The 22,599-nt window shown below is 73.6% G+C and carries 21 protein-coding genes; 11 read left to right on the top strand and 10 right to left on the bottom strand.

What is annotated here, in order from left to right:
- Window positions 1–151 precede the first annotated feature (151 nt).
- The gene (locus QK440_RS03375; RefSeq protein WP_282791414.1) at window positions 152–946 is read left to right on the top strand and encodes an ABC transporter permease subunit; all 795 of its coding nucleotides are present in this window, start codon (window positions 152–154) and stop codon (window positions 944–946) included.
- A gap of 74 nt (window positions 947–1,020) precedes the next feature.
- Here the strand turns inward: QK440_RS03375 and QK440_RS03370 are convergent, their stop codons facing one another.
- The 3 genes from QK440_RS03370 to QK440_RS03360 form a co-directional block, all read right to left on the bottom strand.
- Window positions 1,021–1,506 carry a DUF2267 domain-containing protein gene (locus QK440_RS03370; RefSeq protein WP_349239260.1) on the bottom strand — a complete coding sequence of 162 codons (486 nt, stop codon included), beginning with the start codon at window positions 1,504–1,506 and terminating at the stop codon, window positions 1,021–1,023.
- Window positions 1,503–1,928, bottom strand: a complete 426-nt coding sequence (locus QK440_RS03365) for an Hsp20/alpha crystallin family protein (protein ID WP_282791401.1) — start codon at window positions 1,926–1,928, stop codon at window positions 1,503–1,505. Before QK440_RS03365 ends, QK440_RS03370 begins: the two co-directional genes overlap by 4 nt.
- A 127-nt stretch (window positions 1,929–2,055) precedes the next feature.
- Window positions 2,056–2,388, bottom strand: coding sequence for an ATP/GTP-binding protein (locus QK440_RS03360; RefSeq protein WP_282791400.1), 333 nt, complete (start codon window positions 2,386–2,388; stop codon window positions 2,056–2,058).
- Window positions 2,389–2,602: 214 nt separating this feature from the next.
- On the opposite strand from QK440_RS03360, the gene QK440_RS03355 reads away from it, so the two are divergent.
- On the top strand, window positions 2,603–3,658 hold the full coding sequence (locus tag QK440_RS03355; RefSeq protein WP_282791399.1) for an LLM class flavin-dependent oxidoreductase: 1,056 nt from the start codon (window positions 2,603–2,605) through the stop codon (window positions 3,656–3,658).
- 538 nt (window positions 3,659–4,196) lie between these two features.
- Here QK440_RS03355 and QK440_RS03350 read toward each other — a convergent pair.
- Window positions 4,197–4,589: an SCO5389 family protein gene (locus QK440_RS03350; protein WP_282791398.1), complete on the bottom strand. Its 393-nt coding sequence runs from the start codon at window positions 4,587–4,589 to the stop codon at window positions 4,197–4,199.
- Window positions 4,590–4,845: 256 nt separating this feature from the next.
- Between QK440_RS03350 and nucS the strand changes: the two genes are divergently transcribed.
- Window positions 4,846–5,517: an endonuclease NucS gene (gene nucS, locus QK440_RS03345; protein WP_282791397.1), complete on the top strand. Its 672-nt coding sequence runs from the start codon at window positions 4,846–4,848 to the stop codon at window positions 5,515–5,517.
- Between the two features lie 162 nt (window positions 5,518–5,679).
- On the opposite strand, the gene QK440_RS03340 is transcribed toward nucS, so the two are convergent.
- From QK440_RS03340 to QK440_RS03325, 4 genes are all read right to left on the bottom strand, one after another.
- Window positions 5,680–8,325: an ATP-binding protein gene (locus QK440_RS03340; protein ID WP_282791396.1), complete on the bottom strand. Its 2,646-nt coding sequence runs from the start codon at window positions 8,323–8,325 to the stop codon at window positions 5,680–5,682.
- A gap of 267 nt (window positions 8,326–8,592) precedes the next feature.
- Entirely contained in the window at window positions 8,593–8,916 is a 324-nt protein-coding gene (locus tag QK440_RS03335; RefSeq protein WP_030361223.1) for an STAS domain-containing protein, read from the bottom strand.
- 221 nt (window positions 8,917–9,137) lie between these two features.
- Window positions 9,138–9,986, bottom strand: coding sequence for a 3-hydroxyacyl-CoA dehydrogenase family protein (locus QK440_RS03330; RefSeq protein WP_282791395.1), 849 nt, complete (start codon window positions 9,984–9,986; stop codon window positions 9,138–9,140).
- A gap of 171 nt (window positions 9,987–10,157) precedes the next feature.
- Window positions 10,158–10,793: a TetR/AcrR family transcriptional regulator gene (locus QK440_RS03325; protein WP_282791394.1), complete on the bottom strand. Its 636-nt coding sequence runs from the start codon at window positions 10,791–10,793 to the stop codon at window positions 10,158–10,160.
- Window positions 10,794–10,877: 84 nt separating this feature from the next.
- Between QK440_RS03325 and QK440_RS03320 the strand changes: the two genes are divergently transcribed.
- The 3 genes from QK440_RS03320 (at window position 10,878) to QK440_RS03310 (ending at window position 13,127) form a co-directional block, all read left to right on the top strand.
- Window positions 10,878–11,660 carry an ATP-binding cassette domain-containing protein gene (locus QK440_RS03320; protein WP_282791393.1) on the top strand — a complete coding sequence of 261 codons (783 nt, stop codon included), beginning with the start codon at window positions 10,878–10,880 and terminating at the stop codon, window positions 11,658–11,660.
- Between the two features lie 93 nt (window positions 11,661–11,753).
- Window positions 11,754–12,503, top strand: coding sequence for an ABC transporter permease (locus QK440_RS03315; protein ID WP_282791392.1), 750 nt, complete (start codon window positions 11,754–11,756; stop codon window positions 12,501–12,503).
- Window positions 12,504–12,554: 51 nt separating this feature from the next.
- A complete protein-coding gene (locus QK440_RS03310) occupies window positions 12,555–13,127 on the top strand; it encodes a cob(I)yrinic acid a,c-diamide adenosyltransferase (protein WP_282791391.1) in 573 nt (190 codons plus the stop codon).
- 75 nt (window positions 13,128–13,202) lie between these two features.
- Here QK440_RS03310 and QK440_RS03305 read toward each other — a convergent pair whose 3' ends face one another.
- The gene (locus QK440_RS03305) at window positions 13,203–13,787 is read right to left on the bottom strand and encodes a hypothetical protein (protein ID WP_282791390.1); all 585 of its coding nucleotides are present in this window, start codon (window positions 13,785–13,787) and stop codon (window positions 13,203–13,205) included.
- 170 nt (window positions 13,788–13,957) lie between these two features.
- On the opposite strand from QK440_RS03305, the gene QK440_RS03300 reads away from it, so the two are divergent.
- The 3 genes from QK440_RS03300 (at window position 13,958) to QK440_RS03290 (ending at window position 17,905) form a co-directional block, all read left to right on the top strand.
- Complete coding sequence (locus QK440_RS03300) at window positions 13,958–15,178, top strand: histidine kinase (RefSeq protein ID WP_282791389.1); 1,221 nt, start codon at window positions 13,958–13,960, stop codon at window positions 15,176–15,178.
- Window positions 15,175–15,822: a response regulator transcription factor gene (locus QK440_RS03295; RefSeq protein WP_282791388.1), complete on the top strand. Its 648-nt coding sequence runs from the start codon at window positions 15,175–15,177 to the stop codon at window positions 15,820–15,822. Before QK440_RS03300 ends, QK440_RS03295 begins: the two co-directional genes overlap by 4 nt.
- Window positions 15,823–16,033: 211 nt before the next feature.
- On the top strand, window positions 16,034–17,905 hold the full coding sequence (locus QK440_RS03290) for a glycoside hydrolase family 18 chitinase (RefSeq protein WP_282791387.1): 1,872 nt from the start codon (window positions 16,034–16,036) through the stop codon (window positions 17,903–17,905).
- Between the two features lie 184 nt (window positions 17,906–18,089).
- Here the strand turns inward: QK440_RS03290 and QK440_RS03285 are convergent, their stop codons facing one another.
- Window positions 18,090–20,405 carry an MMPL family transporter gene (locus QK440_RS03285; RefSeq protein ID WP_282791386.1) on the bottom strand — a complete coding sequence of 772 codons (2,316 nt, stop codon included), beginning with the start codon at window positions 20,403–20,405 and terminating at the stop codon, window positions 18,090–18,092.
- Between the two features lie 241 nt (window positions 20,406–20,646).
- Between QK440_RS03285 and QK440_RS03280 the strand changes: the two genes are divergently transcribed.
- Both QK440_RS03280 and QK440_RS03275 read left to right on the top strand, forming a co-directional pair.
- Window positions 20,647–21,831, top strand: a complete 1,185-nt coding sequence (locus QK440_RS03280; protein ID WP_282791385.1) for a sensor histidine kinase — start codon at window positions 20,647–20,649, stop codon at window positions 21,829–21,831.
- Complete coding sequence (locus QK440_RS03275) at window positions 21,828–22,517, top strand: response regulator transcription factor (protein ID WP_282791384.1); 690 nt, start codon at window positions 21,828–21,830, stop codon at window positions 22,515–22,517. The genes QK440_RS03280 and QK440_RS03275 overlap by 4 nt, the downstream gene beginning before the upstream one ends.
- Window positions 22,518–22,599 lie beyond the last annotated feature (82 nt).

The raw sequence follows: 22,599 nt of genomic DNA, 5'->3' as shown, positions 1-22,599 counted from the left end.
ACCGGCCCCGCAGGCCGCCCCGGCCGCCGTCGCCACCGCCCCGCAGCCGCAAGCGCAGCCGCAGCCGCACGGCACCCTTCCGCAGCCCGGCGCCACGCCGATGGCCCCGGCGCCCGCCGCGCCCGCGCCGCCCTCGGCCTGGCAGCAGGCGATGGCCAACGCGTACTCCTCGCCCATCCCGATCAAGAAGACGAACCTCGGCCACGCCCTCACCTCGGAGTGGACGAAGATCAAGTCGGTCCGCTCCACGATGTGGACGCTCGGCATCTTCCTGCTCCTGGTCATCGGCATCGGCCTGCTCGCGGTCGCGAACACCGACGCCGAGGACTACCGGGACGTGCCCTTCACCATCCCGGCGTTCTTCGGCCTGATCCTCGGCCAGATCTGCCTGATCACGCTGGGCGTCCTGGTGACGTCGTCCGAGTACGGCACCGGCATGATCCGGACGACCTTCACCGCCTCGCCGCAGCGCTACCGCGTCCTCGCGGCGAAGGCCCTGGTCTTCTTCGTGATCGCCTTCGTGGTCTCCGCGGGCTCCATCTTCTTCGTGGGCCTCGTCGCCTCGGGCGCGCACAGCGGGCCGGGCGTCGGTGAGGTGTCGTGGATCGACACGGTGTTCAAGGGCGGCCTGTACGTCTCGCTGCTCGGCGTGCTGGCGCTCGCCGTCGGCTCCATGCTGCGCCACTCCGCGGGCGCGATCACCACCATGCTCGGCGTGGTCCTCGTCCCCGCGATCCTGCCCGCGTTCCTGGGCATCTGGGACAGCACCCGGAAGCTGGGCGAGAAGATGACCGACTACAACGCGATCAACTCGCTCGCCGAGATCTTCAAGATCGACGCCTCCTTCGCCAACGGCGGCGGCACCGCGCAGCTCGTGCTCCTCGTCGTCGTCACCGCGGCGGCGCTGGGCGGCGCCTTCGCCCTGCTGGAGAAGCGCGACGTCTGACCCGGCACCCCGGCGTCCCTGTACGACGACGGCGCCCCGGCCTCCTGGGCCGGGGCGCCGTTGCCGTAGGGGCCTCACGCGGCCTGGGACACCGTCTCCTGCGACACCGTCTCCCTGGACCCCGCGTCCCGGGACACCGTCTCCCGCAGGGTCGTCCTGCGCGGGGCGAGCTGCGGCTGCCCGAACAGCAGCGCGTACCCGTCCGGCAGCCGGTCGAGGACGCGCTCGGTGAGCGCGGGCCCGGCCAGGCGCGCCACCGCGGGCAGCACCGCCCCGACGTCCCAGCGGGCGGTCGCGGGACTGCCGCCGGTGCGGGCGGCGTAGTCCTTCACGAACCCCCAGCCGGTGAGCGGCTCGACCCGGGGGAGCTCCGCGGCGAACGCGCGCGCCGCCTCCTCGGGCAGCGCCCCCGCGAGCGCCACCCGCTCCTCCCCCGTGACCTGCCGCCCCAGGGCGGCGAGCACCCCGCGCGTGACCTCTTCGGCGCGCTCCCTGGTGGGGTAGGCGCCCTCGTACCGTACGGTCTCCACAAGGCGTTCGAAGCTCATCGGGCGGCTCACGAGGCGATCGAACGGGCCGTGTTCGCCCCGCCTGTGACCTTGATCTTCCGCGGCTTGGCCTTCTCCGACACGGGCAGCCGCACGGTCAGCACGCCCGCCTCGTACGACGCGTCGATGGCGTCGGTGTCCAGGGTGTCGCCGAGGATGAGCTGCCGGGTGTGGACACCGGCGGGGCGCTCGGAGGCGATGGTCTCGGCGCCCTGGGGCGCCGGGGAGCGGCGCTCCGCGCGCACGGTCAGGACGTTGCGCTCGACGTCCAGGTCGATGGTGTCCGGGTCGACACCGGGAAGGTCGAAGTGGGCGACGAGCTCGTCGCCGGTCCGATAGGCGTCCATCGGCATCACGGCCGGATGCGCGGCGGTCCCCAGCATCTGCTGGGCCAGCCGGTCCAGTTCACGGAACGCGTCAGTACGCATGAGCACCACAGGACTCTCCTCTCAGCTCCGCTGCGTGTGCTGCCCTACGGCCTTTTTATATAGCGCGACGACACAAACTTGACAAGGCCGGGCTCAACTCGACGCCCGGCGCCTCCTTGCCGGAAGCGGGTCCTCAGTAGCGCGGCGCGTTGCGGGAGCGCCGCTCCGTGAGGCGGCGCCGGTCCTTCGCCCTCCAGCAGCCGGTGTGCCAGTGCCGCCGCTCGTCCACGCCGGAGTACGCGGACCACGCCACGACGTGCGCGAGACCGGAGGGGATCTCCTGGTCGCAGCCCGGGCAGCGGTAGGTCTTGCCCGCCGCGCTCGCGCCCGCGACGTGGCGCACCTGCCACTCCTCGCCCCGCCAGTCCTCGGAGCGCTGAAAACCGCCGTAGCGGCCGGAGGGTTCCGCGTCCCGGTCCGGCCTGGACTCTCCGGCTCCCTTGGGGCGGTTGCGACGGGGCGACACGGAACAACACCTCACGGAATGGACAGGGGTCGGGGAGGTGCCAAGCCTACGCGCCACCCCTCGGGCCGCCGTCCGTCACCGGCGCCCGCACACCGCCCGGCGGTCCGCTGAAAATCTGCCAATCCGCCTGGCAAGCCGTTCCCTTGGCACGTGTCACGCGTTGTTGCCGGTAGGGGGCAGTGCCCGCGTCGGCGCCAAGGAGGCAGGAAGTTCGATGCGCTTAGGAAGCTTTGTGCTGGCGGCCCAGTTCCCGGGCCAGGGCCACGGGGAGGCGCTGCACCGCGCGGTGCGGTCCGCGGAGGTGGCCGAGGAGGCGGGTCTCGACAGCGTCTGGATCGCCGAACACCACTTCGTGCCGTACGGCACCTGTCCCTCCGCGATCACGCTCGCGGCCCTGCTGCTCGGCCGCACCCGGCGCCTGCGCGTCGGCACCGCCGTGAGCGTCCTGCCCACCGCCCACCCGGTGGCGCTCGGCGAGCAGGCCGCGCTGCTGCACCTGACCACCGGCGGCCGGTTCAGCCTGGGCGTGGGGCGCGGCGGCCCCTGGGTGGACCTGGAGGTCTTCGGCGCCGGCACGGAGGCGTACGAGCGGGGGTTCCCGGAGTCGCTCGACCTGCTGCTGCGCTGGCTGAGCGGCGAGCCGCGGGTCGGGGGCCCCGGCGGCCGCTACGACTTCCGCGAGGTCGCGGTGGTACCCCGGCTGCGCCCGGCGGAGGCGGAGGCGGCGCCGGGGGTTCCGGACCCGCCGCGCGCCCCCGAGGTGATCGTCGCGTGCACGTCGCCGTCGAGCGTCCGCCTCGCGGCCGCCCACGGCCTGCCGATGCTCCTGGGCATGCACGTCGGCGACGAGGAGAAGGCCGAAATGGTGGCCCTGTGGGGCAGGCACGCGCGGGCCGCCGGCCGTACGCCGGACGAAGTGGCCGCCGCCGCCCATGTGTCGGCCGGGGTCGTGCAGATCGCCGACCGCCGCGCGGAGGCGGCCGAGACGCTCCAGAAGGCGATGCCCGGCTGGCTGCGGCAGGGCCTGGAGGCCCACGTCACGGTGGACGGCCGCGCCCGCGCCATGCGCGACCCGTCCGCGTACACGGAACTGCTGTGCGGCATCCACCCCGTGGGCACGCCCCAGGTGTGCGTGGACCGCATCACCGCCACCGCCGAACGCACGGGCATCACCCGCTTCGCGTTCCTGGTGGAAGGCTCCGGAGACCTGACCACCACAGAAGAAAACATCCGCCGCCTGGGCACAGAGGTCCTCCCCCACCTCCCCTGACACCGAGCCCACCCACACAGGAGCGCCCCGAAAGGCCCACGAGAAACAAGCCACCCCAGCACAGGAGCGCCCCGAAAGGGGCGCGGGGTACAAGCCGCGCCAGCACAGGAGCGCCCCGAAAGGGGCGCGGGGAACTGCGCGCCCCCCCCCCCCCCCCCCCCCCCAAAAACCCCCCCCCCCCCCCCCCCCCCCCCCCCCCCCCCCCCCCCCACACCCCCCCCCCCCCCCCCCCCCCCCCCCCCCGGGGGGGGGGGCACCCCCCCCCCCCCCCCCCCCCCCCCCCCCCCCGGGGCCCGGGGAACTGCGCGCCCAGCCCACCCCAACCCGCAGCAAAAAACCCACCACAGAAACGCCCCACCACAGGCACGCCCCACCACAGAAGCGCCCCACACCAGGGAATCGCTCCCCGCCAGGGGAGGCCCCCCGCCAGGGGAAAGGCCCCGCCCCGCCAGGGGCACCCGCACAAGGCGCCCACGCCAGAGAAGAGCTGCCGCCCCGCACCAACACACCTCCCGCGGCGGAGCGGCAGCAACTGCCTTCAGCAGTCCCTGAGTTCGGGCGACTGGTTCAGCAACTGGCCGCGGATCGACGTGAACTTGGCCAGCCTGTCGTCCACCGAGGCGTCCAGTGGGAAGACCGCCACACGGTGGCAGTTCTGGAACGCCAGGCGTACCCCGAAGTGGCGCTGCAGGGCACCGCGGATCGCGTCACTCGCGAGCGCGCGCAGCAGTTGGCCGCGCGCCTGCTCGTCCGGCGGCGGCGTCTGGTTGTCGGCGAACTCGCCGCCGTCGACCTTCAACTGGGCCACCAGGGAGCTGATCAACTCCCACGCGTAAGGCAGGGAGGTCCGGACGCAGTCGACGAAGGCGGCTTCGTCGACCTCGCCTCGCTCGGCCTGTTCCAACAGCGCCGGTGAGACGTCGAGCGACATGGGTTCTCCTCTCGCACCCCCAGAGGGCAGGGGCCTACGGGCAGGGAAGGAGCTCGTATACGCAGCGTGCACGCGCGACGACCTCCCGCTTATACGGTAGGCAACGCCGGTGGAGGGCACCAGGAGATTGGGCGGATAACTGGCCAGGTTCGAAGGGGTCCATCGGCGGACAAGTGGTGCGCCCCCGGGCCGTGCCCGAGGGCCGGGAACGGGTGAATTCGCTGGACCGTCCCGCCGTCGAGTAGCGTTGCCGACCATGCGTCTCGTCATCGCCCGCTGCTCCGTGGACTACGCGGGCAGGCTCACCGCCCACCTCCCGTCGGCCCCCCGCCTGATCCTGGTCAAGGCGGACGGCAGCGTCTCCATCCACGCTGACGACCGGGCCTACAAGCCCCTCAACTGGATGTCGCCGCCGTGCACCCTGAAGGAGGGCACGGGCGAGGACTCCGCCGTGTGGACCGTCACGAACAAGGCGGGCGAGAAGCTCATCATCACGATGGAGGAGGTGCTCCACGACTCCACGCACGAACTGGGCGTGGACCCCGGCCTCATCAAGGACGGCGTGGAAGCGCACCTCCAGGAGCTGCTCGCCGACCGGATCGAGACACTCGGCGAGGGATACTCCCTGATTCGCCGCGAGTACATGACGGCGATCGGACCCGTCGACATCCTCTGCCGCGACGCCGAGGGGCGGACCGTCGCCGTGGAGATCAAGCGCCGCGGCGAGATCGACGGCGTGGAGCAACTCACCCGCTACCTGGAGCTCCTGAACCGCGACCCGCACCTTGCGCCGGTCAGGGGCGTCTTCGCCGCCCAGGAGATCAAGCCGCAGGCCCGCGTCCTGGCCACGGACCGCGGCATCAGTTGCGCCGTCCTCGACTACGACGCGCTGCGCGGCATCGAGGACGACAAGCTGCGGCTGTTCTGACGCCCGCCCGCACGCGCACGGCCGGGCAGCCGTACCCCCGCGCACGGCCGAGGAGCCGTACCGCACGAGGAAGACCAGCCGTACCCGCACCTGTACGAGGAGGGGGCGGGCCCTGTGCAAGGGCCCGCCCCCTCCTCGTACGCCCGCAGATCCTCGTACGCCTCAGATCGCCGGCGAGCCGGGGCCGGTCCCCGAGCTGTCGCTGTTCGCCGGGCTGGACGGGCCGGGGCGGCTCGCGGAGTCCGACGTGTTGGGGGTGGTCGGCGGCCGGGTCGTGGGCGGCACGGTGGTCACCGGCGGCTGCGTCGTCGGCGGCCGCGTGGTCGGCGGCCGGGTCGTCGGCGGCCTGGACGTGGGCGGGTGCGTGGTGGGCGGCCGGCTCGTGGGCGGCCGCGTCGTCGGCCGCTCGCTGGGCTTGCCCGAGGGCGTGCCGCTGGGCGTGGTGGTGGGGCCCTTCGTCCCGTCGCCGCCCTCCGACGGCGTGCTGCTGCCGCGCGGCGGTGTGGGGTCGTCGGAGGTGCCGGGTACGCCGTCCGCGCCGGGGCCGGTCTGCCGCTGCGAGGAGCTCTCGTCCGGCTCGTCGGCGCCGAGGCCGCCGCCGTCGTCGTCCGCGCTCGCCGACTGGTCGGTGCGGACCTTGTCGGGGCGCCCGCCGTCGTCGCCGCGGGAGGTCGCGCCGTGGGGGACCACCGTGCCGAGCACGGCGACGAGCAGGGCGCCCGCCCCGGCGGCGACGAGGTTGCGCCGGGTGCCGCGCAGGACGGCCAGGCGGCCCGGCCGACGCCGGGGCCTCGCGGGCGGGACCGGCGGCGGCGCGGGCGCGGCCTGCGGGGTGACCACGGTCTCGGCCTCGTCGGGCGAGGGGACCGGCGCGGCGGGCGCGGGCGGCACGAACGGGGCGGGCACCCCGCCGGCCGGCGAGGCCGACTCCTCCGACCGGGCGTCCGGGACCTCTTCGCCCGCCGCCGTCCGGCCCCCGGGCAGGACCCCGCCGGAGCGGTCGGCGACCAGGGCGAGCGCGCGGCGCCCCGCGATCATGCCGCGCTTGTCGGCGAGGGCGCCGCGCAGGCCGATGGAGGCCTCCAGCTCGGCGCGGGCCCGGTCGAGCCGCCCGCCGCACAGCGCCAGGATGCCCAACTCGTGGTGGAAGTAGGCCTGTTCGGCCACCTCGCCGGCGGTGCGTGAGGCCTCCTGGCCGGAGCGCAGGGCCCGCTCCCAGGCGCCCCAGTCGAGCCCCGCGGCGAAGGCGGGCGCGACGGTGCGGGCGAGCAGCACCGCGGCCGACGGCTCGTCGGCGGCGCCGGGCCCGGCCGTCCCGCCGCGGGCCGCCACCAGGGCGGTGAGCGCCGCGAGGATCGCGTCCGCCTCGGCGACGACGCGCTCGGGGCCGACCGACGGGTGCCCGGACCACCAGGCGTAGTGCTGGGCCGCGGACTGCGCGTGCGCGGCGGCGTCGTCGGCGTACCCGGCGGCCTCCAGTTGGACGCGGACCCCGGCGGCGAGCCGGTAGTGCCCGCCGACCGGGGTCACGAGGGCGCTGTCGACGAGCTCGGCGAGCGCCGCGTCGGCGTGGGTGTCGCCGACCAGGGCGGGCAGGTGCGCCGGGTGCGGCAGCTCGCCGCCGAGCGCGACGGCGAACCGCAGGGCGGCGCGTGCGGACGGGCTCAGCCGGGCGGCGAGCGGCGCGGCCGGCGCGACGCCGTCGGCGAGGGAGGGCGGCGACGCCTCGGTGGATATCTCGTCCGCGGCGGCGAACGGCGCCGGTCCGGCCGCGGCGCCCCGGCCGTCGCGGGCGGCGTCGTCGAAGGCGGCCGGGTTGGCGCGCAGTTCGTCCTGGAGCCGCAGCAGGGCTCCGGCCTGCGCGAAGCGCAGCGGCAGGCCCTCGGACTCGAACCACAGGTCCCCCGCCCAGTCGGCCTCCTCGTCGGTGAGGACGCGGCCGACGGCGCGCTCCAGGAGCTCCAGGGCGTCGCCGCGGCCGAGGCCGCCGAGGAAGACCTCTTCGAGGTGGGACTCGGGCGCGGGCGCGGCCACGTCGGGCGTCGCGGCGAGCAGGAAAGCGCACTCGGGCGTGGCGTCGAGGAGGTCCTCCAGGGCGGCGCCGCCGAACTCGAGGTCGTCGACGACGACCACGGCGCCGATGCCGCCGACGAGTTCGCGCAGCAGGGCCCGGTCGGGGCGGTGCTCGCGGGTGTCGTGGACGGCGGCGCACAGGTCGTACAGGAGGTCCGTCGGTGCCCGGTGGTAGCCGGAGAGGCGGATCACGCCGTCGGGGGCGAGGTCGGCGCAGTCCTCGGCGACGGCGTCGATGAGGGCGGTGCGCCCGGAGCCCGCCGGCCCGGTCAGGCGGACGGAGCGGCCGCGGGCGAGCAGCCGGACCAGGCGTTCGCGCTCCTCCCGGCGGCCGAGGAGCGCGGTGCGCGGCAGGGCGGGGCCGGGCGGCACGGGCGGCAGCGCGGCGCGGCGCCGTTCGGCGCGCTCGGCGGCGGTGTACTTCCGCGGCGGGTCGGGGTGTTCGCCGGGCGGGCAGGGCTCTATCTCGCTGCCGTCCACGGGGTTGACCGTGAGGAGCAGGTCGCCGGTGACGAGCCGCACGGCGCGGACCGGCGCGGGGGCGGGCTCACCGAGGCCGGGTGTGCCGGGCCCGTGCCCGCCCGCCGGTCCCGGCGGGGGGTCCTGCCGCGGCGGGCGGCTCTCGCGTCCGGTGCCGTCGTGGCCGTCGTGGGCGTCGGGCCGGGCGGCACCGTGGCCGTCACGGCCGTGCCCCTCCGGTCCGTACTCCTCCGGCCCCCGGGTCGTCGGGTCCATGGTCCAAGCCCCCCAGATGCGTCGTGTGCGAAGCCCCCTCCGGCCTTGGGCACACCGCGCTGTCGCTTCTGATCCGGTGCCCCCGTGCGGGTTCGTCGATATTCGTCGGGCGACCGAACCCTAAACCGTCTTCAGTATCTCCGCGGAGGGCGGGGTACCACCCCGCCCGAGACGTCACAGTCTCGTGAGGATTGCGGGTGAAGATCACGTCCCGCACCGCTTGCGCCCCTTGGCCCGCGTGCCGCCGTCGGCGCGCGGAGCCGGGCGTCACACGCGAGGAAGCGATTCGACTCCGATGCCGCCCTCGATGGCGAGGATGCGGTGCAGCCGGGTGGCCACGAGGAGGCGCTGCATCTGCGGCGGCACACCGCGCAGGACGAGCCTGCGTCCGCACCGCCCGGCGCGCCGGTGCGCGCCCATGATGACGCCGAGTCCCGTGGCGTCCCACGAGTCGAGTTCGGAGAGGTCGAGCACCAGGTCGCCGGCGCCGTCGTCGACGGCCGAGTGCAGGACCGTACGGGCGTCCGCCGCGCTGCGTACGTCGAGGCGTCCCCCGACGACCAGCTGGGCCTGGTCGCCCCTGATGTGCATATGCGCTCCCAAGAGTGCGGTGTCGTGTGTGACGCCCGTGCCTCCAGGCGTCTGTGTATGTCACAGCAACTGACTGTCACGTGGGTGAGGAAGTTGCCGTCTGTAAGCGAACCGATACCGAAATCACTCCGAGGGGTGATCCTCGGAGTGATTCCGCACGTCCGCGCCCGTCGTTCCGTCGGCGTTCAGTACCGGTGGAAGCCTCAGTACCGGTGGAAGCCTCAGTACCGGTAGAAGCCCTGGCCGCTCTTGCGGCCGATGTCGCCGGCGTCCACCATCCGGCGCATCAGCTCCGGAGCGGCGAACTTCTCGTCCTGCGACTCCGTGTAGATGTTGTCGGTGGCGTGCAGCAGGATGTCGACGCCGGTGAGGTCCGCGGTGGCGAGCGGGCCCATGGCGTGGCCGAAGCCGAGCTTGCAGGCGGTGTCGATGTCCTCGGCGGTGGCGACGCCCGACTCGTGGAGCCTGGCGGCCTCGACGACGAGGGCGGCGATGAGGCGGGTGGTCACGAAGCCCGCGACGTCGCGGTTCACGACGATGCAGGTCTTGCCGACGGACTCGGCGAACTCCCGGGTGGTGGCGAGGGTTTCGTCGCTGGTCTTGTGGCCGCGGACGAGCTCGCAGAGCTGCATCATGGGCACCGGCGAGAAGAAGTGGGCGCCGACGACGCGCTCGGGGCGCTCCGTGACGGCCGCGATCTTGGTGATGGGGATGGCGGAGGTGTTGGAGGCGAGCACGGTCTCGTCCCGCACGAGCTTGTCGAGGGTGCGGAAGATCTCGTGCTTGACCTCCAGCTTCTCGAAGACGGCCTCGACGACGACGTCCGCGTCGGCGGCGGCGTCCAGGTCGGTGGTGGTCGTGATGCGGCCGAGGGCCGCCTCGGCGTCCGCGGCGTCGAGCCTGCCCTTGCTCACGAACTTCTCGTACGAGGCCTTGATGCCGTCGGTGCCCCGGGTCAGCGCCTCGTCGGTGACGTCGCGCAGGACCACGTCCCAGCCCGCCTGGGCGGAGACCTGGGCGATGCCGGACCCCATGAGTCCGGCTCCGATGACGGCGAGCTTTCGTGCCACGTTACGACTCCCCTTACCTGGCGTCTGTAGGAGCGCTTACCCGCTGTTTACGTATCGCTCCGAACCGGACACTAGCGGTCGCGCGGCGCGCTGTGGCGGTGAAGAGACGCACGCCACGTGCCATTTGACGGACATCACACCGGGGCGCGGGACGAGGGGGGCCGCAAGGGGTCAGGAGGGCTTGCGGACGGCGTAGTTGAGGACCCGTTCGCTCAGCAGCTCCTCCGTCTCGTCGATGAGGACGAGCGCCTCGCGGGAGACCTCGGCGGGGTCGCGGCGCTTGACCATCTCGGCGCCGATCCAGCCCATGACGGTGGCGTGCAGCCAGGCGAGCTGGCCCGCGACGAGGTCGGGCAGGTGGCCGCCGGGGCCCGCCTCCTCGCGGAGGGTGGCCTCCAGGCCGCGCAGGCTCTCCTGCTGCAGGGCCCAGAGCCGGGAGCGCAGGGCGGACGAGTCGGCGATGACCCGCATGAAGTCGGCGTAGCCCGCGAAGAGCCCGACGGTGGGCGAGACGCCCTCGACGAGGGTGCGCAGCTCGCGCAGCACCGCGTCGGCGGCGGACTCGCCGGCGCGCCGGCCGCGTACCCACCGCGAGAGCCGGTCGACCATGTCCTCGCCGCGGTCGAGGAACAGGTCCTCCTTGGCCGGGAAGTAGTTGTAGACGGTGTTGACCGAGACGTCGGCCGCCTCCGCGACGTCGGCGACCGTCACGGCGGCGAAGCCGCGCTCCAGGAAGAGCCCGGTCGCGATGTCCGAGATCCGCTGCCTGGTCTGCCGCTTCTTGCGCTCCCTCAGTCCCTCAGCCATGCGCCCATCGTAGGCCCCCTCCCTATGGCCACTTAAAACTTGGGTGCATTGCAAAGTTTCAGTGGATCTGTTTTTGTGGTCTCCATGGCAATCATCAGTACGGCCGGGCTCAGCCGGACCTTCACGACCAGGAGCGGCCCGGTGCGGGCCGTGCGCGGCGTCGACCTGACCGTCGAGCCCGGGGAGATCCTCGGCTTCCTGGGGCCGAACGGCGCGGGCAAGACCACCACCCTGCGGATGCTCACCACGCTCCTGCCGCCCACCGGCGGCGCCGCCACCGTCGCGGGCCACGACCTGCTGCGCGACCCCGCGGGCGTCCGCTCGAAGATCGGGTATGTCGCCCAGTCGGGCGGCGTCGACCCGCAGGAGACGGTGCGCGACGAGCTCGTCCTCCAGGGGCGGCTCTACCACCTGCCGCAGGCCGAGGCCGCAGCCCGCGCCGAGGAGCTGGCGGACGTCCTCGGCCTGACCGGGCTGCTGCACCGCAGGACCGCCGCGCTCTCCGGCGGCCAGCGGCGCAGGCTCGACCTCGCGCTCGGGCTCACCCACCGCCCGGCCGTCCTGTTCCTCGACGAGCCGACCACCGGTCTCGACCCGGGCAGCCGCGCCGACCTGTGGGACCTGGTGCGCCGCCTGCGGGACACGTACGGCACCACGGTCTTCCTCACCACGCACTACCTGGACGAGGCCGACGCCCTGGCCGACCGGATCGTCGTCGTGGACGAGGGCGTGGTCGTCGCCGGGGGCACGCCCGCCGCGCTCAAGGAGCGGTACGCCGGCTCGCCCGACGCCACGCTCCAGGACGCGTTCCTCGCCATCACCGGGCGCGGCCCGGCCCCCGCCGACACCACGCCCGTCGCCGTCTGAGGCCCGCTCCCCCGCCCCACCCCCGCCCGTCGCCGCCCGGCCCTCCCGTCCCCTTCCGGCCCCGACCGTCCCCTTCGACCTCCGGACTTCGCCATGCTCCTGCACGACACCGCGCTGCTCTTCCGGCGCTACGCCCGCCAGACCCTGCGCTCCCGGTTCCAGATGCTCTTCGGGGTGCTGATGCCGCTGCTGTACCTGCTGTTCTTCGGCCCGCTCCTCACCGACCTGCCGCTCGCGGCCGACGGTGACTCCTGGCAGGTCCTGGTGCCGGGGCTGCTGCTGCAACTCAGCCTGTTCGGCGCCTCGTTCAGCGGTTTCGCGCTGATCCTGGAGAACAACTGGGGCGTGGTCGAGCGGACGCGCGTCACCCCGGCCAGCCGGCTCGCGCTGCTGCTCGGCCGGCTGCTCAGGGACGCCGCGCTCTTCGTCTTCCAGGCGGTGCTGCTGGTGCTCGCCGCCCTGGTGATGGGGTTGCGGGCGCCGCTCGCCGGGATCCTCATCGGCTTCGCCTTCGTGGCCCTGCTGACCGTGGCCCTCGCCGCCCTGTCGTACGCCCTCGCCCTGAAGGTGCGCACCCCGCAGGAGTTCGGCCCGACCGTGAACGGACTCGCCATGCCCGCGATGCTGCTGTCCGGCCTGATGCTGCCGATGTCGCTGGGGCCCGACTGGCTCGACGTGCTCTCGCACCTCACGCCGTTCCGGTACCTGGTGGACGCGGTCCGCGACGCGTACGTCGGCGAGTACGCCACCGCGCACATGCTGTACGGCGCCCTGGTCGCGGTCGGCTTCGCGCTCGCGGCGGTGGCGGTCGGCACCCGGGTCGTGCGCGGCGCCGGGTCCTGAGCGCCCGCGGGCGGCACGGGGGGCGCGCCGGGGGCTCACTAGGCTGGCGGCATGGTCAATCTGACGCGCATCTACACCCGTACCGGCGACCGGGGCACCACCGCCCTCGGCGACATGAGCAGGACCGCCAAGACCGACCTGCGGATCGCCGCGTACGCCGACGCGAACGAGGCCAACGCCGTCATCGGCACGGCCCTCGCGCTCGGCGACCTCGACGCCGAGATCGCGGCGGTCCTCACCCGGGTCCAGAACGACCTCTTCGACGTGGGCGCGGACCTGTCCACACCCGTGGTCGAGGACCCCGCGTACCCGCCGCTGCGGGTCGAGCAGTTCTACGTCGACAAGCTGGAGGCGGACTGCGACCGGTTCAACGAGCGCCTGGAGAAGCTGCGCAGCTTCATCCTGCCGGGCGGTACGCCGGGCGCGGCGCTGCTGCACCAGGCGTGCACCGTGGTGCGGCGGGCCGAGCGCTCCACCTGGGCCGCGCTGGAGGTGCACGGCGAGACCATGAACCCGCTCACCGCCACGTACCTCAACCGCCTCTCCGACCTGCTGTTCATCCTGGCGCGGACGGCGAACAAGGAGAACGGGGACGTGCTGTGGGTGCCCGGGGGCGAGCGCTAGAGCCCGCCCGGGACACCGGACAGGCCCGTCGCGACAGGGCGCGGGACGGGCCGGGGGGGCGCCGCGCCCGGGGCCTCACACCTTGGTGAGCGGGTGCCGCTCGTCGGAGGTCTCGCCGCCCGGTCCCGGCGCGGGGACCCGCTTGGGGAACAGCGTGTAGCTCGCCGCGATGATCACGTTGATGCCGACGGCCCAGAGCATCCGCTGCTGCCAGGCCCGCAGCGAGTCGGTCTCCCCGTCCGGGCCGACGTACCAGATCGCGCCCTGGAGCAGGGCCATGGCGATCGCCGCGGCCAGTATCCAGCGGGCGGCGAGTTTCCACTCGTGCACGGCGCGCGCCCGGCCGTACCTCGGCGTGCGCGGCTTCGGCCCGCCCGCGAAGCGGTGCGCGACCCGGACGTCCACCCACCTGATCGTGTAGTGGCCGAGCGCGACCGAGTAGCCGATGTAGACGGCGGCCATGCCGTGCTTCCAGTCCGGCTCGGCGCCGTTCTTCAGGTCGATCGCGGTGACGACGAACAGGACGACTTCGAGCAGCGGCTCGCACAGCAGCACGGCGACACTCGTCCGGGGCATCTTCGCCCAGTACCGCAGCGCGAGGCCCGCGGCCAGGATCAGCCAGAAGCCCACCTCGCAGATGATGATCAGTGTGACGATCACGGCTCGTTCCTCCCGGGCCCGCTGGTCTTTCCGGTCACTCCCCCAGGCTCGCCCCCCGGCGGCCCGGGATCGTCGTCGCCAGTGACGAAGCGGGGCTGCATCCTTCGATGTACTCGCGCTTCACCCGGCGTAGGGAGGCCGCGGCGGCGCCCGCCGTGTTGGATGGAGTCATGCCGCTGCCGCTCGCCCGCCCCGACGTCGTCGACGTCCGCATCGCCGTCGCCAGCCTGGCCAGCGGCGTGCTCTTCTGGGCGCTGGGGCTGCGCATGCAGACGGACCGGCCGTTCGGCAGCGCCTGGACGCTGCTGCCGCTTGTCGTCATGGCGGCCCTGGAGCTGCTGCGCCGGACCGCGCCGCAGTTCGCCCTGGCCGCGGGCACCCTCGCGCTCGTCGCCGACCAGTTGACGCCCGGGAACCTGGCGACGGTCGTGATGTTCACCGACCTCGTCTACGCCGCCGTGCTGTACGGCACCCCGGCCGCGGCCCGGCGCATCCCCGTCACCACCGGCCTGATCACGGTGGCCATGACGATCGGCTTCCTGGCCTGGATCCGGGCGCCGGAGGCGCTGCTCATCGGTGCGGTCACCGCCCTGGTCTCGTTCGCACCCGCGACGACCGGGGTCCTGGTGCGCAACCACCGGGAGGCCGCCGAGATGGCCCGGCTGCGCGCCGAGCAGACCGCGCTGCTCGCCGAGATGGACCGGGTCCAGGCCGTCACCGCCGAGCGCGCCCGGATGGCCCGCGAGCTGCACGACGTGGTCGCCAACCACCTGTCGGCGATCGCCATCCACTCCACGGCCGCGCTCTCCCTCGACGACGAGCGGACCACCCGGGACGCGCTCGCCGTCATCCGCCAGAACAGCGTGGAGGGCCTGGCCGAGATGCGCCGCCTCATCGGCATCCTGCGCGACTCCAGCGGCGACACCGAGCCGACGGCCGCGCCCACCCTGGACGGCCTCGGCGCGCTGCTCGACCACGCCCGCGCCAACGGCCTCGACGTCACCCTCGACGACGCCCGCACCCCGGACGACTCCCCCCTGCCCGCGCCGGTCGAGCTGGCCGCCTACCGCATCGTGCAGGAGTCCCTCACGAACGCGCTCAAGCACGCCGCTCCCGGCCGGGTCACCGTGGCCCTCCTCCGCGCCCCGGACGCCCTGTGCGTCCGCGTGACCAGCCCGTACGGCGACACCCCGGGCCCCCGCGCGCCCGGGTCCGGCGCCGGGCTCGTCGGCATGCGGGAGCGGACCGCGCTGCTCGGCGGCACGTTCACGGCGGGCCCCGAGGCGCTCGTGGCACCCGGCCCGGACGCGCCCGGGGGACGTGAGGGAAAGGTGTGGCAGGTGGCCGCCCGGCTGCCCGTCGACCCCGCAGACAGAGAGGTGACCGAATGATCCGCGTGCTCGTCGCCGAGGACCAGTCCGCCGTCCGGGCGGGCCTGGTGCTGATCCTGCGCAGCGCGCCCGACATCGAGGTCGTCGGCGAGGCCGCGGACGGCGAACAGGCCGTGGCGCTCGCCCGCGAACTGCGGCCGGACCTCGTCCTGATGGACATACAGATGCCGCGCCTCGACGGCGTCTCCGCGACCCGCCAGGTCGTCGCCGAGGGGTTGGCGGACGTGCTCGTCCTGACGACGTTCGACCTGGACGAGTACGTCTTCGGCGCGCTGCGCGCCGGGGCGTCGGGGTTCCTGCTGAAGAACACGGAGGCGAGGGCGCTGCTCGACGCGGTCCGCACGGTGGCGCGCGGCGAGGGCCTGATCGCGCCCGCCGTGACCCGCCGCCTCATCGCCGAGTTCGCCACCCCCCGCCCGGTGCGCGCCCCGAACGCGCCGGACCCGTCGGTCCTCGACCGGCTGACGCGGCGGGAGCGCGAGGTGCTCTCCTGCCTCGGCGAGGGCCTGTCCAACGCGGAGATCGCCCGGCGTCTGGACATGGCGGAGGCCACGGTGAAGACCCATGTGAGCCGGCTGCTGGCCAAGCTGGAGCTGCGCAGCCGGGTGCAGGCGGCGGTGCTGGCCCAGGAGTTGGGGGCCTGACCGCTGCTCGCGCCGGTCCCGCCGTCGCGGGCGGAGGGCTGCCGTCCCCCCGGCCCCCGCGGCGGCGGCCGACACCCTTGACCGTTGGTCCAGACCTTTCTATTCTCGCCGCACTGCGGTGAGCACAGGAGATGTACACGACATCCACACGGTGCTCACGGGCGTCGCAGGGTTCCACCCCCACCCCCGGAACTCGACCGAGGAGCACACCTTGCGCGTCAGTCACAGGTCAAGACACCGGCTGGTGGCGGGGCTCACCACCCTGCTGCTGCCCTTCGCCACCCTCGTCGCGCTCTCGGGAAGCGCCGAGGCCGCACCGGACGCCCCGCCGAAGGCCGCCGCCGGGGCCGCCGCCCAGGCCACCGCCACGTACACCAAGTCCCAGGACTGGGGCAGCGGCTTCGAGGGCAAGTGGACCGTCAAGAACACCGGCACCGCCGCCCTCAGCTCCTGGACCGTCGAGTGGGACTTCCCGTCCGGGACCAGGGTCACCTCCGCCTGGGACGCCACCGTCACCAACTCCGGCAACCGCTGGACCGCCAAGAACCTCGGCTGGAACGGGACGCTCGCCCCCGGCGCGTCCGTCACCTTCGGGTTCAACGGCACCGGCACCGGCAACCCGGACAACTGCACGCTCAACGGCGAGAGCTGCGACGGCGGCGGCCAGCCCGGTGACAAGCCGCCCTCCGCGCCCGGCGCCCCGACCGCGTCCGGCATCACCGAGACCTCGGTGAAGCTGGACTGGAAGGCCGCCACCGACGACAAGGGCGTCAAGAACTACGACGTGCTGCGCGACGGCGCCAAGGTCGCCACCGTGACCGGCACCTCGTACGCCGACTCCGGGCTCACCAAGGGCACCGACTACTCCTACGCCGTCCAGGCCCGCGACACCGCGGACCAGACCGGCCCGGCCAGCGCGTCCGTGAAGGTGCGCACCGCCGGCGGCGGCGGCCCGGACCCCGACCCCGGTGCCAAGGTGAAGCTCGGCTACTTCACCAACTGGGGCGTCTACCAGCGCAACTACCACGTGAAGAACATCGTGACCTCCGGCTCCGCCGAGAAGATCACGCACATCAACTACGCCTTCGGCAACGTCCAGAACGGCCGCTGCACCATCGGCGACTCCTACGCCGACTACGAGAAGGCCTACACCGCCGACCAGTCCGTGGACGGCGTGGCCGACACCTGGGACCAGCCACTGCGCGGCAACTTCAACCAGCTCCGCAAGCTGAAGGCCAAGTACCCGCACATCAAGGTGCTGTGGTCGTTCGGCGGCTGGACCTGGTCCGGCGGCTTCACCGACGCCATGAAGAACCCCGAGGCGTTCGCCGACTCCTGCCACAAGCTGGTCGAGGACCCGCGCTGGGCCGACGTCTTCGACGGCATCGACCTGGACTGGGAGTACCCGAACGCGTGCGGCCTGACCTGTGACAGCTCGGGCCCGGCCGTGATGAAGACGATGATGCAGGCGTTCCGGGGCAAGTTCGGCGCGAACAACCTCGTCACCGCCGCCATCACCGCCGACGCCTCCCCCGGCGGCAAGATCGACTCCGCCGACTACGGCGGCGCCGCGCAGTACACCGACTGGTACAACGTGATGACGTACGACTTCTTCGGCGCCTGGGACGCCAAGGGCCCGACCGCCCCGCACTCCCCGCTCACCGACTACCCGGGCATCCCGAAGCAGGGCTTCAACTCCGCGGCCGCGATCAGCAAGCTCAAGGCCAAGGGCGTACCGGCCAAGAAGCTGCTGCTCGGCATCGGCTTCTACGGCCGCGGCTGGACCGGCGTCACCCAGAAGGAGCCCGGCGGCACCGCCACCGGCCCCGCGCAGGGCTCCTACGAGCAGGGCATCGAGGACTACAAGGTCCTGAAGAACTCCTGCCCGTCCAACGGCACCGTCGCGGGCACGGCCTACGCCCACTGCGGCACCAACTGGTGGTCGTACGACACCCCGGCGACCGTCCGGGCCAAGATGGCCTGGGCCAAGGAGCAGGGACTCGGCGGCGCCTTCTTCTGGGAGTTCAGCGGCGACACCGCCAACGGCGAGCTGGCCACCGCGATCCACGAGGGCCTGAAGTAGGGCCCCGGTGGTCACCGCCGCGACCCCGGTGACCACCGCCACGGCCGCGGCGGCCACCGCCTGCACCCCGGTGGCCGCCGCGGGCACCCCCGGCCGTGCTCCCGCCCCCTGACACGGCCGGGACCCCGACGAAGCCGGGGAGACGGGAACGCCCCCCGCCTCCCCGGCTTCTCCACGCCCGCCGTCAGCGGCGGACCCCCGAGCCGCGCTCCGGTCCGTACGGCGAGCCGTACGCCTGCTGCTGGTGGGTCCCCGCGTACGAGCCGTACTCCGCGGGGGCGGCCGCCTGGTGGCCGGGCCCGCCGTGGCCGCCGTACCCGCCGTGGCGGCCGTGCGCGCCGCCGGACCCGCGGCCCGCCCGGGAGGGCCACCACGTCGCCCGGCCGAGCATCGCCACCACCGCGGGCACCAGGACGATCGAGAGGACGAGCGACGAGAGGCCGATGCCGAGCGCGGTGACGAGGCCGATCTCCTGGGTGGCCGGGGACGGGTTCACCGCGAGGCTCGCGAAGGAGCCCGCGAGGACGACTCCGGCGGTGACGACGGCCGGGGCCGTGTGCCGCACCGCGGCGGCCACCGCCTGCCGGGCCGTGCCCGGCCGCCCCATCTCCTCCCGGATGCGGTCGCTGATCAGGATGTTGTAGTCGGTGCCGAGGGCGACGACGAACAGGAACAGCACCAGCGGAAGCGTGAAGGACACCCCCGGCCGGTCGAGGAGGTGCTGGAAGACGAGCACGCCGGACCCGAGCGTCGCCGTGAAGCCCAGCCCGATGGCGAGCATCAGGACCAGCGGCGCGAGCAGGCTGCGCAGCAGGGCCACCAGGATCAGGGCGATCAGCGCCGCCGCCACCGGGAAGACCACCTTGAGGTCCTTCGACACCGCCTCGGAGATGTCCGAGAAGATCGCGGCCTGGCCCGACACATGGGCCTCGGTGCCGGGCGGCGCCGCCTGGGAGACCACGGGCCGCACCTCGTCGGAGACGACGTCGCGGGCCCGCTGCGACTGCACGTCCATGTCCAGGTAGAAGTCCACCTTGGCGGCCGTGTGCTCCTTGTTGAGCACCGGCCGCGCCACCCGCCCGACGCCCTTGACGGCCTTCAGCCCCTTGGTGAGCCCGTCGAGTCCCGCCCGGTCGATCGTGACCTCCTTCGACCCCTCGCCCGTGACGTACACGGTGTGCGGGCTGTCCACGCCGCCCGGCAGCGCCTCGGCGATCTCCTCGGCCGTCACCGCCGCGGGTGTGTCGTCCGGGCCCGGGTCCGTGCCGTAGTCCATCTTCATGCCGAGCGCGCCGGCGCTCAGCGCGACCAGGAGACCGACACTGGCGGCCACGAAGAGGAACGGACGCCGGGCGATGCGCTCCCCGAGCCGGGCGCTCATCCCCGCCCGCGGCTGCTTGCGCAGCGACCGCGACGGCCAGAACATCTTGCGCCCCGACACCGCGAGCAGCGCGGGCATGAAGGTGAGGCTGGCGACGAGCATCACCAGGACGCACACCGCGATGGCCGGGCCGAGCACCTTGAACTGCCCGAAGCTCGCGATGCCCAGGGTGGCGAACGCGGCCACGATGGTGAGCGCGGCCGACGCGATGGCCGCGCCGACCCGGCCCGCGCACTCCCCCGCGACGTCCCGCGGGCGCGCCGCCGGATCGGCCCGCAGCAGCTCGCGGAAGCGGAACAGCAGGAACAGGAAGTAGTCGACGCCGATGCCCAGGAGCACCACCGTGATCAGGGACGGCGTCGACGGGTCGAGCTTGAAGTCGAACAGCAGGGCCGTGCAGACCACCGCGCCGGCCGCGGCGCCTCCGATGATCGTCACCGCGAGCAGCGGCAGGAGCGCGGCGAGCACGCTGCGGAAGGCGAGCACGTTCAGGAGCACGATGAGCCCCATGGTCAGGATGCCGACCAGCTTCTCGGTGTCCTCCTGGTCCTCCGCCGTGTCGGCGAGGTCCGCGAGGCCGCCGGTGAACCCGCTGCGCAGGCCGGCCCGGTCGAACTCCTTCTGCGCGTGCTCGCGGAAGTCGCGGAAGAGGTCCTGGAGCGCGGGGTCGTTGTTGTTGCCCTTGAGCGCGACGGAGAGCAGGCGGAACGACTTGTCGGGCGCGTCGGCCACCGGCCGCACGACCGGCCTCTGGGAGTGGTCGTCCAGCAGGAACGACGGCATGTCGTCGGGGTTCTCCATCGTCAGGCGGTGCTTGCCGAGCCCGGCAGCGATCCTGTCGATGCGCGCGCCGTCGGCCGCGGCGAGCCTGCGCCCGTCCTCGCGGGCGACGAGCACGGTGACGGCGTTGCCGTCGGGCTTGGCGCCGAACTTGTCCTCGGCGATCCGCAGGGCGGCCGCCGAGTCGTACGACTTCGGCAGGAAGTTGCCGACGTCGGGCTCGGTGACGCTGTACATCTTGGACTGGCCGACGAGGGTCAGCGCGATGCCGGCCACGGCCCACAGCAGGATGAACTTCCAGGCGTGGCGTGTCGTGCACGCCGTCAGGGATCTGATCACGGTTCCGGTTCCTCCGGCAGGTGGGTGGAGCCCGGTCCCACCGGGCCCTTCCAGAAGATCACCGGCACCCCCGCCCTCTCCTCGCCCGCGGCGACGAAACCGCCCCGGGACCAGGGCCACGGCCCGCCGCCCGACCAGGACCCTGCTCCCAGTCGCGCACTCCGTCGCGAGGATGACGCCGGCGCCCGTCCCGCAGACTGGAATGGACACACACGTCCCCCCGGCAAGGAGTCAGTACGGCATGCTCGCGCGCAGCCACCCGCCACGGCCCGGCGACCGCCGGCCGAGCCGCCGGGACGTCCAGGTGGCGCTCGCCACCCTGGTCCTCGACCTCACCGCCTACATGCTGAACGTGGGCACCAACGGCGTGAACTGGGACGCACGCGTCTTCGCGCTGTACTTCCTGCTCCCCGTCTGCCTGGTCTGGTACCGGCGCCACCCGCTGGCCGCCTTCGCCGCCGTGCTCGTCACCGTGACCGTCATCAGCTGCCTCGCCGCCAACGCGTACGGCCTGTCCCTCTCCCTCGTCGCCGCCCTGTTCTCCGTGGGCCTGTCGCGGCCGCCGCGCGTCGCGGTGGCCGCCGGTCTCGTGGCCTTCGTCGGACTCCAGGTGCCCGGCATCGGCGAGGACGAGGAGCTGGTGCGCGCGCTCGTCGGTGACGTCGTGGGCGTGAGCATGGTGGTCGTCGCGGGCTGCGCGGGCCGCCAGTGGCAGCGGCAGCTCGCCGCCCACCGGGAACTGCTCGCCGCGGGCGCGGTCGCCGCCGAGCGCCGCCGCATCGCCCGCGAGCTGCACGACGTCGTCGCCCACCACATCACCGCGATGCAGCTCATGGCGGGCGGCGCCCGCAAGGTGCTCCACCACGACGCGGCCCTCGCCCAGGACGCCCTGGAGTCCCTGGAGGACTCCGGCCGCCTCGCCCTCAGCGAGATGCGACAGCTCCTGGACGTCCTGCGCACCGACGACGACGCCGAGAACGGCCCGGCTGCGCCCCAGCCGGACGTCGACGACCTGCCCCGGGTGGTCGCCGAGTCGCGCCAGGCGGGCGTGGAGACCGAGCTGCTCGTCGAGGGCGAGCGCCAGGAGCTCGCGCCCACCCTCGGCCTGACCGTGTTCCGGATCGTCCAGGAAGCCCTCACCAACGTCCGCAAGCACGCCGGCCGGGCCCACGCCACGGTGCGCCTCGGCTACGGGCCCGAGCGGCTCACCGTCGAGGTCCAGGACGACGGCTCCGGCAGCGGCGACACCCCGCGCAAGGGCCGCGCCGGACACGGCCTCGTCGGCATGCGCGAACGCGTGGCCCTGCACGGCGGCACCCTGGAGACGGGCCCCCGGCCCGGGGGCGGCTTCCGGGTCCTTGCGACACTGCCCCTGCCCACCGGCGAGCAGACCCCCGCCACCCACCAGAGAGCGACGATCCGTTGACCGCACCCGACAGCTCCCTGACCGTCCTGATAGCCGACGACCAGCCGCTGGTACGCAGGGGACTCGCGCTGATCTTCCACGCCGACCCCGGCGTGCGCGTCGTCGGCGAGGCGGGCGACGGCCGCGAGGCCCTGGACCTCGCGCTGCGGCTGCGGCCCGACGTGGTCCTCATGGACATCCGCATGCCCCGCCTCGACGGCGTCGAGGCGACCGCGGCCCTGGCCGCCGAGCTGCCCGAGTGCCGCGTCCTCGCCCTCAGCACGTTCGACATGGACGAGTACGTGGTCGGCGCGCTGCGCGCGGGCGCCGCGGGCTTCCTGCCCAAGGACGTGTCGCCGGAGGAGCTGGTGGCCGCCGTCCACACGGTGAGCCGCGGCGAGGCGGCGGTGGCCCCGCGGCTGCTGACCCGGCTCATCTCGGCGTACGTCACCACGCCCGCGCCCCGCCCGGCGGCGCAGCACGTCCGCCCCGACCTCACGTCCCGCGAGACGGACGTCTGGACACTGATCGCCAGGGGCTACGACAACACGGAGATAGCCGGGGAACTCCGGATCAGCCCCTCCACGGTGAAGAACCACGTCACAGCGGTCTTCGCCAAACTGGGCACCCGCGACCGCGCCCAAGCGGTGATAGCGGCTTACGAGACGGGCCTGGTCCAGCCGGGTAACAGCCCGTCCGGCGTTTGAGGACGAGGCGCGAAGCGCCAAAAAAGGGGGAAAGGGGCGAAGCCCCAGACGAAGGCGGGGGCCCGGGGGCGGCAGCCCCCGG

Source organism: Streptomyces sp. CC224B, assembly GCF_030010595.1.
Lineage (GTDB): Bacteria > Actinomycetota > Actinomycetes > Streptomycetales > Streptomycetaceae > Streptomyces > Streptomyces longispororuber.
Note: the sequence above shows the minus strand (reverse complement) of the source record. Positions and strands in the feature narration are given on the sequence as shown.

What these genes read in the sequence shown, in the direction of transcription:
- QK440_RS03375 (WP_282791414.1), top strand. Translation starts at nt 152, where the DNA reads ATGGCCAACGCGTACTCCTCGCCCATCCCGATCAAGAAGACGAACCTC.
- QK440_RS03355 (WP_282791399.1), top strand. Translation starts at nt 2,603, where the DNA reads ATGCGCTTAGGAAGCTTTGTGCTGGCGGCCCAGTTCCCGGGCCAGGGC.
- QK440_RS03350 (WP_282791398.1), bottom strand. Translation starts at nt 4,589, where the DNA reads ATGTCGCTCGACGTCTCACCGGCGCTGTTGGAACAGGCCGAGCGAGGC.
- nucS (WP_282791397.1), top strand. Translation starts at nt 4,846, where the DNA reads ATGCGTCTCGTCATCGCCCGCTGCTCCGTGGACTACGCGGGCAGGCTC.
- QK440_RS03340 (WP_282791396.1), bottom strand. Translation starts at nt 8,325, where the DNA reads ATGGACCCGACGACCCGGGGGCCGGAGGAGTACGGACCGGAGGGGCAC.
- QK440_RS03335 (WP_030361223.1), bottom strand. Translation starts at nt 8,916, where the DNA reads ATGCACATCAGGGGCGACCAGGCCCAGCTGGTCGTCGGGGGACGCCTC.
- QK440_RS03325 (WP_282791394.1), bottom strand. Translation starts at nt 10,793, where the DNA reads ATGGCTGAGGGACTGAGGGAGCGCAAGAAGCGGCAGACCAGGCAGCGG.
- QK440_RS03320 (WP_282791393.1), top strand. Translation starts at nt 10,878, where the DNA reads ATGGCAATCATCAGTACGGCCGGGCTCAGCCGGACCTTCACGACCAGG.
- QK440_RS03315 (WP_282791392.1), top strand. Translation starts at nt 11,754, where the DNA reads ATGCTCCTGCACGACACCGCGCTGCTCTTCCGGCGCTACGCCCGCCAG.
- QK440_RS03310 (WP_282791391.1), top strand. Translation starts at nt 12,555, where the DNA reads ATGGTCAATCTGACGCGCATCTACACCCGTACCGGCGACCGGGGCACC.
- QK440_RS03300 (WP_282791389.1), top strand. Translation starts at nt 13,958, where the DNA reads ATGCCGCTGCCGCTCGCCCGCCCCGACGTCGTCGACGTCCGCATCGCC.
- QK440_RS03295 (WP_282791388.1), top strand. Translation starts at nt 15,175, where the DNA reads ATGATCCGCGTGCTCGTCGCCGAGGACCAGTCCGCCGTCCGGGCGGGC.
- QK440_RS03280 (WP_282791385.1), top strand. Translation starts at nt 20,647, where the DNA reads ATGCTCGCGCGCAGCCACCCGCCACGGCCCGGCGACCGCCGGCCGAGC.